At 53.8% G+C, this 574-nt stretch carries 1 protein-coding gene; it reads right to left on the bottom strand.

Features of this window, described 5'->3' with window-relative positions; translation table 11 throughout:
• Window positions 1-272: hypothetical protein (locus AC1RPW_RS07845; RefSeq protein WP_481769419.1), on the bottom strand; the 272-nt coding region annotated here is incomplete at its 3' end.
• Between the last annotated feature and the right edge of the window lie 302 nt (window positions 273-574).

Genomic DNA, 574 nt, shown 5'->3' with positions numbered 1-574 from the left:
GACGGGACTCCACGCTTCTGGAACGCCACCCAATTACTCAGTGTGCTACAGCAGAGCTGCGTTGACGCCCGGATATCACCTTCAATGAGATACACCAATTCCACGGCTTCATCACGAAGGTATTCGAGTTCAGTTTCCGGAAGCGTGAGGCCCTTCAGGATATTGCACATGAATTCCGAGTAGTCGCTGTTTTCTCCTTTCTCCAGAAGCTTGGAGCGTAGATGCGTCAACAGCGTGAGGTGGCCCGAAGTCAGAAACATCTTTTTCAACATTCGCATTTCCTCCACAGGTATTGCGTAACAGCATACTGCGCGATAATGGCCGCTGTGAAGGCGGCAAGAAGCGCTACTGTCCCATAAAACGGCCCGACGCGCAACACTATTTCCAGCGAGCCCATCCCCACAACAGCTCCCAGCACAAGAGCGCTAATTACGCCCAAAGCGCCTGCCACGTAGGGACTCACTTTTCGCCCCACACGCTTTTGTCAGCCTGATGCCACAGGTAGCTGATTGCCGCACTCGTAATCACGAGCCAGATGACAGAGGCCCATGTCCCGTGATCCTGCGCAATAAGC

It is taken from the genome of Dellaglioa sp. CoH-55-MRSF-8 (genome assembly GCF_056782195.1).
Note: the sequence above shows the minus strand (reverse complement) of the source record. Positions and strands in the feature narration are given on the sequence as shown.